This is a genomic window from Methanomethylovorans sp. (assembly GCF_041305605.1).
Lineage (GTDB): Archaea > Halobacteriota > Methanosarcinia > Methanosarcinales > Methanosarcinaceae > Methanomethylovorans.
The window spans coordinates 1-6,522 of record NZ_JBFYLB010000042.1 but is presented as its reverse complement, the minus strand read 5'-3'; the positions used below and the strand labels follow the sequence as shown (position 1 = coordinate 6,522).

At 41.3% G+C, this 6,522-nt stretch carries 10 protein-coding genes; 7 read left to right on the top strand and 3 right to left on the bottom strand.

Annotated elements, in window-relative coordinates:
- Positions 1 to 320: hypothetical protein (locus ACCM36_RS02900; protein ID WP_370572226.1), on the top strand; the 320-nt coding region annotated here is incomplete at its 5' end.
- A gap of 104 nt (positions 321 to 424) precedes the next feature.
- Here the strand turns inward: ACCM36_RS02900 and ACCM36_RS02895 are convergent.
- The 3 genes from ACCM36_RS02895 to ACCM36_RS02885 all read right to left on the bottom strand — a co-directional run bounded on the left by ACCM36_RS02895 (position 425) and on the right by ACCM36_RS02885 (position 1,816).
- The gene (locus ACCM36_RS02895; protein ID WP_370572225.1) at positions 425 to 964 is read right to left on the bottom strand and encodes a YdeI family protein; all 540 of its coding nucleotides are present in this window, start codon (positions 962 to 964) and stop codon (positions 425 to 427) included.
- Between the two features lie 105 nt (positions 965 to 1,069).
- The gene (locus ACCM36_RS02890) at positions 1,070 to 1,294 is read right to left on the bottom strand and encodes a hypothetical protein (protein ID WP_370572224.1); all 225 of its coding nucleotides are present in this window, start codon (positions 1,292 to 1,294) and stop codon (positions 1,070 to 1,072) included.
- Positions 1,295 to 1,333: 39 nt separating this feature from the next.
- Positions 1,334 to 1,816 (bottom strand): metal-binding protein, encoded by a 483-nt coding sequence (locus tag ACCM36_RS02885; protein ID WP_370572223.1) that lies wholly within the window; start codon positions 1,814 to 1,816, stop codon positions 1,334 to 1,336.
- A 188-nt stretch (positions 1,817 to 2,004) separates the two neighbouring features.
- Between ACCM36_RS02885 and ACCM36_RS02880 the strand changes: the two genes are divergently transcribed.
- The 6 genes from ACCM36_RS02880 to ACCM36_RS02855 all read left to right on the top strand — a co-directional run.
- Positions 2,005 to 3,174, top strand: coding sequence for a helix-turn-helix domain-containing protein (locus ACCM36_RS02880; protein ID WP_370572222.1), 1,170 nt, complete (start codon positions 2,005 to 2,007; stop codon positions 3,172 to 3,174).
- Between the two features lie 90 nt (positions 3,175 to 3,264).
- A complete protein-coding gene (locus ACCM36_RS02875; RefSeq protein WP_370572221.1) occupies positions 3,265 to 3,489 on the top strand; it encodes a hypothetical protein in 225 nt (74 codons plus the stop codon).
- Positions 3,490 to 3,655: 166 nt separating this feature from the next.
- Positions 3,656 to 3,784 carry a hypothetical protein gene (locus ACCM36_RS02870; protein ID WP_370572220.1) on the top strand — a complete coding sequence of 43 codons (129 nt, stop codon included), beginning with the start codon at positions 3,656 to 3,658 and terminating at the stop codon, positions 3,782 to 3,784.
- 197 nt (positions 3,785 to 3,981) lie between these two features.
- Entirely contained in the window at positions 3,982 to 5,421 is a 1,440-nt protein-coding gene (locus ACCM36_RS02865) for a ribulose-bisphosphate carboxylase (RefSeq protein WP_370572219.1), read from the top strand.
- A gap of 98 nt (positions 5,422 to 5,519) precedes the next feature.
- On the top strand, positions 5,520 to 6,257 hold the full coding sequence (locus tag ACCM36_RS02860) for an AzlC family ABC transporter permease (RefSeq protein ID WP_370572218.1): 738 nt from the start codon (positions 5,520 to 5,522) through the stop codon (positions 6,255 to 6,257).
- Positions 6,254 to 6,522, top strand: a 269-nt coding sequence (locus tag ACCM36_RS02855; protein ID WP_370572217.1) for a branched-chain amino acid transporter permease, incomplete at its 3' end; no start/stop codon positions are given. The genes ACCM36_RS02860 and ACCM36_RS02855, both read left to right, overlap by 4 nt.

Genomic DNA, 6,522 nt, shown 5'->3' with positions numbered 1-6,522 from the left:
CCGGATGTACGGACAAGACCGTAGAAGAGACTGTGGGAGAGAAAGTAAACCAGACAAAAGAGACGGTAGGACAAAATATAAATCAAACTGTAGGCAAGGCTGTAAACCAAACCAAAGAAGCAGCAGGTGAAGCCATAAATCAGACCGTGGGCATGGCAGTCAACGAGACAAAAGAGGCAGTGGGAGATGCTGTGAATCAGACCATAAACCAGACAAAGGAAACTGTAGGGGAGACTCTGAACCAGACATTGGCACATGTCGCGAACCAAACTAAAGAGACGGTTGAAGAGGCTGTGAACCAGACCTTAGATAAGACTTAACAGATTGATCATCTCTCTTAGAAAAGCTACAAATTTATCCATAGTATCAGTTCATATTAATGTATCCGATTTTCTCTTAAATGGCAGTTTGAATTTCAAAAGGCCTAATAATATTTTTCTATTCCTCCAAAGCCTATTCGCTTATTTTCTCTGGTCTTCCTTATAAAATTATGTAGTCGCTTTTCAAATTCATCCGGGCGTTTTCGTGCAGCATCGATATAAGCGATACGGATCCTTTTATATGCATCAGAGAATTTGCTGTAATTTTCCCAAGCTAACTCATCGCTTTTTATTGTTTCTATAATATCAGGAGGAAAAACAAACTCCTCTTCTTGAATTTTTCTGGCAGTATCCTTCACTGATGGATGTATCATACCCCTTTGCAGAAGCCATTTCATCCTTTCTTTATTAGCCTGAGAGTAGGCACTTTTTGGATTTCTCGGTGAGAAACGTTGTGCACTGCTATCTTTATCAAGAGACTTTGCTGTACTGTCGATCCAACCGAAACACAATGCTTCCTCTACCGCATCATTATACGATACACGTGCTTTTCCTGAAGATTTGCTCGGATAGACCATCCAAATCTCTTTTTCTTTGTCAAAATTCTCTTCAAGCCATGCACGCCATTCTTGCCTGTTGGCCACATACAGTATTTTTTCCGGTTTGGTATAGCTGCTCATAAGGGTATATCCAGATCATCCTTCTCATCAAGTTTCCAAAAAGGATTACATGCCACTTCAATCAAATTATCATCCAGGTCCTTTAAATACCTGCTGTAACATCCACAGAATACCTTTTGTGCTGGCTTGATGAAATTCACCAAGCTTCTCTGCAAGTTCCCAGGGAAATGTTTTGTCAATGGAAAAACGGATAGTCATTGTGGGTATGCCATAGGAACTCAGTTCGTTCTTGTATGCAGCCATCAAAGAGGAGCTTGCAAGGTGAAAACCGCAGTAACTTTTGCTCTTTGGCATCGAGACATTCGCAATTAATATTTATGGATCTTGCTGTTCTCAGCCTAGCTTCTTAACAGCAAATTTTATTTTTGGTACAAGAATATCCGATATTATATGAACTTCTATTGGCAGGACCATTCCTGCAATGAACGCAACAGCAAACCTTGGCGGGATACTCCTCAGTTCGATACCTGTAAACAGGAGTAATGCAAATGTTATCAATGCAAGGTTCAACAGAATGGTAAGAGGTCCGAGAAACATGTTATGGGAGAAGCCTCTGTGTTTAAATATGATCCTGTAGGGCCACCAGAGTATTCTGAGCATCTTCCATCTTTTGTAGGGTCTGCTTTTCGTATCCAGGTCTGGGCTAAGGAAAAATGTTGCGAACAGGTAGGAAACAGAAAAGGTCAGTATCTTGTAAATATCAAGATACCTGAAGACTATTGCAGTTTCCTGCCGTGTTGAGAGATAATAAAGGCCAGTCAATATGACCACCAGCACTGTAATATTTATCTTCTCATGGGTTTTTCCGCTCGGCATAGTTCACATATCTCCAGGATATCGATTCCGCGTCCACAATAATGCAGGTGGTATTATATTCTTATGCTGGTTTGAAGCTACATAAGATTAAAGACTTTGATGAAGGCAGGGATTCTCCAAACCCATAAATTTATCTGGTTGACAGGTCACTTTTAATCTAACTCAATTATGGAATGCACTGATACGATATGCTGTTCGATAAACCATTTTCTGATGTTACGTTTAATGATATTCAGGAGTTATCTGATGAACAGATAGAAGAATCAATGATCCTTGATTATAAACAGGAACTCAACGACTACAGCATTATAAAACAGGTCACAGCTTTTTCCAATACCAAAGGTGGTTATCTTGTTTACGGGGTGGCGGAAACCGGAAAGGGTGGACACCCCCAGTCGATCAATGGGGTTGACAGTGATTTCAATAAGGAAAGGCTGGAGCAGATAATTCTGGGCAACATAATTCCCCGGGTAAGTGTCCAGATAAAGAAGATACCTATCCCGGATACTGACAGGGTTATATTGTTAGTTCATATTCCTGAAGGGCAAAGTAAACCCTATTACAATAACCAGGACAAGCGGTACTACAAGAGGTATAATTTCTCGGCCACTCCCATGGATGAAAATGAGGTGGAGTGGTTATACCAGTCACGCTTTTTCGGAATGAGCAAGCTTGAGCGTTATATTGAAGAAGCCATTTATTCCAGTCAGAACAAGCTCCCTCACGAACTGCAATTACATGGAATTGAAGGTCATGTGGTCGTAACTCCGCTAAAGATCGATGGGCAGATGTTCGAACCCTCTCCACAGTTCGGTCGTGAGCTTATGAAACTACATTCCGGCAAAGTAAACAACTGCACAGGCTATCTTACGTATTCGATCAGGCCTACTAAATTCGGTATTAAATGGGATGATGAAGATCATCTTCGCAATGCCAGCAATAAAGTTGAGATCCACAGGAATGGACTGGTCCATTCAATGAAAAGCTGTGGTAGTTTCTTTAAGGAAAATTACATCAAAAGATTTGATGACGAACTGCTTGCTTGCAACCTGTTGCAAACTATCAAGTTCACATCAACGTTCTATTCCAAGATCAACTACATTGGTAAAGTAAAGATCATGGTACAGATCTTCAACTGTGCTAATTCCATTTTAACGAATGGAGAAAACGACAGTAAGGAAGAACTAAAATGCGATTCGGAAGTGATCCTTGTAGAAAGGCAATGGGATTCCTGGAAACTGGAAGAAGATTCCGTATCGATCGCTAAATACATTATGGATGAGATCAGCAATTATTATGGATTATGGAATTCCAGATTGTTCTATGAGGAAGAAGGCGTTATCAATTATAGAGCCTAAGTTTTATCCGGATATCCAGTTATTTTTACCTCGTTTTGCAGGGTTTGATCATTTTATCCCTGCTTGTAAATCATCAGTATGGGTGTTAATATGAATAAGATCGGTTTGTTAAGAATGTTAACTCAGGACAAGAAAATGAGGAATCTGGTTGTCGGTTTCATACTCCTCGCTTTGGCCAATATAGGCACAGATCTGACCGTAGCCCAGGTTCCGGTCACCGGTGATCTTGCTAATGCTGTCCTTGATATTATATTTGAAATAATCCAATTAGGCATATTGGCTAAGTTAGCAAAGGGTGGTTATTCTTACAAATAACTAAATCAGTTTGTTTGTAAGATATATAATATATTAAGGTAACTCAAAAAGTTTATTTCATTGGACTTGTAATAGATATATGGAGAGCTTGAAATGAAAAAATTGATTGCAATTTTATTAGTCATTATGTTCGTCCTAACGATGTCCTGTGGAAACGCCGTAGGTGATGAAAACTATCACGATCATAGTGCAGATGGTAGCCAGCCAGGCAGTGGAGACGTTGGACCCGGTGAACCAGATGATCATATTGATCCGGCGGAGGATAGAACACGGCACAAAGATGCCTGATATCTAATTGATGTCTAGAGATGTATGTTACTTTTCTTAGTTAACTGTAAACGGTATTTCTGTTAGTCATATTTAGAAGCAGGTTTCCGGTTCCAGTCTCGATTATATTTTTGAAAACATGTTATGCATTAGCATATTTAACGTTTTTCCAAGATCGATTTAGCTGCCAAAAACTCAAATAGGATGTCAACTCTTGTTTCTAATATGAGTTCAACTGATCCAGGTCTTATTCAATCTCTGAATTCCAAACAGCAGGCTTATGTGAATTTAGAGTTGCCAGACCCGCGTAATGGGGAATATCTGCTTGGAGTTTTTCATTTAGTTCCGGAAGGAAAGTTTAACATACTTCAAGCGGCTGCGGAAGTTGCGGCAGAATCATCCACAGGGACTAATTTCAAGGTTAACACCGAAACCCCTTTTTCCAGGACCATGAATGCGCTGGTCTACCAGCTGGACCTGGAAAGGAATCTTGTATGGATAGCATATCCCTGGAGACTTTTTGACCGGGGGGGAAACGTCCAGAATATTCTTACATACATAGTCGGAAATATTCTGGGCATTAAAGAGATCAAAGCTTTGAAATTATTGGATGTATGGTTCCCTCCTTCGATGCTTGAACAATATGACGGTCCGAGCTATACGCTGGATGACATGCGCAAATATCTGAGTGTATATGACAGGCCGATCCTGGGTACTATTGTAAAACCAAAGATGGGACTCACTTCTGCAGAGTATGCGGAAGTGTGTTATGATTTCTGGGCAGGTGGAGGGGATTTTGTCAAGAACGATGAACCTCAGGCAAACCAGGATTTCTGTCCTTATGACAAAATGGTAAAACACGTGAAGGAAGCTATGGATAAGGCTGTTAAGGAGACTGGTAGAAAAAAGGTCCATTCTTTCAATGTTTCAGCTGCAGATTTCGATACCATGATCGAAAGGTGTGAAATGATAGTAAATGCAGGCTTCGAGCCGGGTAGCTATGCATTCCTGATTGACGGGATAACTGCCGGCTGGATGGCTGTGCAGACTCTTAGAAGGCGCTATCCCGGAGTATTCATTCATTTCCACAGAGCAGCCCATGGGGCTTTTACCAGACCTGAAAACCCAATCGGTTTCTCTGTACTGGTCCTGTCCAAGTTTGCACGGCTTGCCGGTGCTTCAGGTATACACACAGGCACAGCAGGTGTTGGAAAAATGAAAGGTACTCCTGAAGAGGATGTTGTTGCTGCTCACGGAATCCTGTATATGAGGTCCAAAGGCCATTTCTTTGAGCAGACCTGGACAAAGATACCTGAGAACGATACGGACGCCATCCATCTTGTATCCGAAGATTCGGCTCATCATGTCATTCTGGAAGATGACAGCTGGAGAGGTATGAAAAAATGCTGTCCCATTGTTTCAGGTGGACTTAATCCTGTTAAGCTAAAACCTTTTATAGATGTGATGGAGAACGTGGATTTTATCACAACTATGGGTTCAGGGGTGCATGCTCATCCGGGAGGTACTAAAGCCGGAGCACAGGCGTTAGTGCAGGCATGTGATGCTTACCTTAAAAAGATGGACATTGCCGAATATGCCAGAGATCACAAGGAACTGGCACAAGCTGTTGAACATTTCACCAAGGCACAGAAAGATGCTATGTAATGCTATGGAGCATTAAAAAGCATATACACTTTTGGTGGACATATATAGTTCACCAAGGTCTACTCCAGGAAAATTATTCCCTAATACTGCTTTGTATCATGAACCATGATAGTAAAAATCTCTTCTTAACTGCACTGAGGATCACATCTCCTGTATTTCTGGGCTATATTCCACTGGGAATTGCTTTTGGTTTCTTGCTTATGGGAGCAGGATATCACTGGGTCTATGCTCTTTTGATGAGCATTTTTATTTATGCCGGATCAGTGCAGTTCATATCGGTAGCACTGCTGGCAGCGGGGTCAGGACTTATGGAGTTTGTGACCCTAACGCTTCTTATCAATCTCAGGCATTCTTTTTATGGTCTTTCCATGCTTGAGAAGTTCTCAGATGTGGGGAAAGTCAAACCTTATCTCATATTTGCACTCACTGATGAAACATATGCGCTCCTTACGACCACACAGGTTCCCGAAAGGGTTTCTAAAAACAAGTTCTACTTTTATATAGCTGTGCTGAACCACTGTTACTGGGTTGCCGGATCAGTCATAGGGGCTTTATTGGGTTCGGTACTTGATCTGAATCTGGATGGCATGGCTTTTGTACTTACTGCATTATTTGTAGTATTGACCATTGAGCAGTACTACAATTCACGGCCTCGCTTTCCTTTTATAGCTGCTATTGGCGCAGGTGTGATCTCTATTGTGTTATTCAACCCAAAAAATATGCTTCTTGTTTCAATTCTCATCGGGACGCTCATCCTGGCGGCACATGAAAAAATAGTCAAGGCTAAAAGCACTGCTATGTTAACTGCTGATACAGACCCGGAGAAACGTCTATGACCAATGATATGTTACATCTGCTTGCTGTCACAACAGTTGTAGCAATTGCTACATTCTTCACAAGGGCATTACCATTTGTCTTTTTCAATTCAATGGAACCCCCTGCCATATTATCCACTATTGAAAAAAATCTTCCTCCAATGATCCTTTTGCTGTTAGTTTTCTATTGTCTGAAGGATGTGCACTGGTTCCAGTCTCCCTATGGGACTCCGGAGCTTTTTACAATAGCGGTGATCACAGTTCTGCATGTATGGAAAAGAAATGC

Coding starts and splice junctions, on each gene's coding strand:
- ACCM36_RS02885 (WP_370572223.1), bottom strand. CDS start 1,816: ATGCCGAGCGGAAAAACCCATGAGAAGATAAATATTACAGTGCTGGTG.
- ACCM36_RS02875 (WP_370572221.1), top strand. CDS start 3,265: ATGAATAAGATCGGTTTGTTAAGAATGTTAACTCAGGACAAGAAAATG.
- ACCM36_RS02870 (WP_370572220.1), top strand. CDS start 3,656: ATGAAAACTATCACGATCATAGTGCAGATGGTAGCCAGCCAGGCAGTG.
- ACCM36_RS02890 (WP_370572224.1), bottom strand. CDS start 1,294: ATGCCAAAGAGCAAAAGTTACTGCGGTTTTCACCTTGCAAGCTCCTCT.
- ACCM36_RS02880 (WP_370572222.1), top strand. CDS start 2,005: ATGCTGTTCGATAAACCATTTTCTGATGTTACGTTTAATGATATTCAG.
- ACCM36_RS02860 (WP_370572218.1), top strand. CDS start 5,520: ATGAACCATGATAGTAAAAATCTCTTCTTAACTGCACTGAGGATCACA.
- ACCM36_RS02865 (WP_370572219.1), top strand. CDS start 3,982: ATGAGTTCAACTGATCCAGGTCTTATTCAATCTCTGAATTCCAAACAG.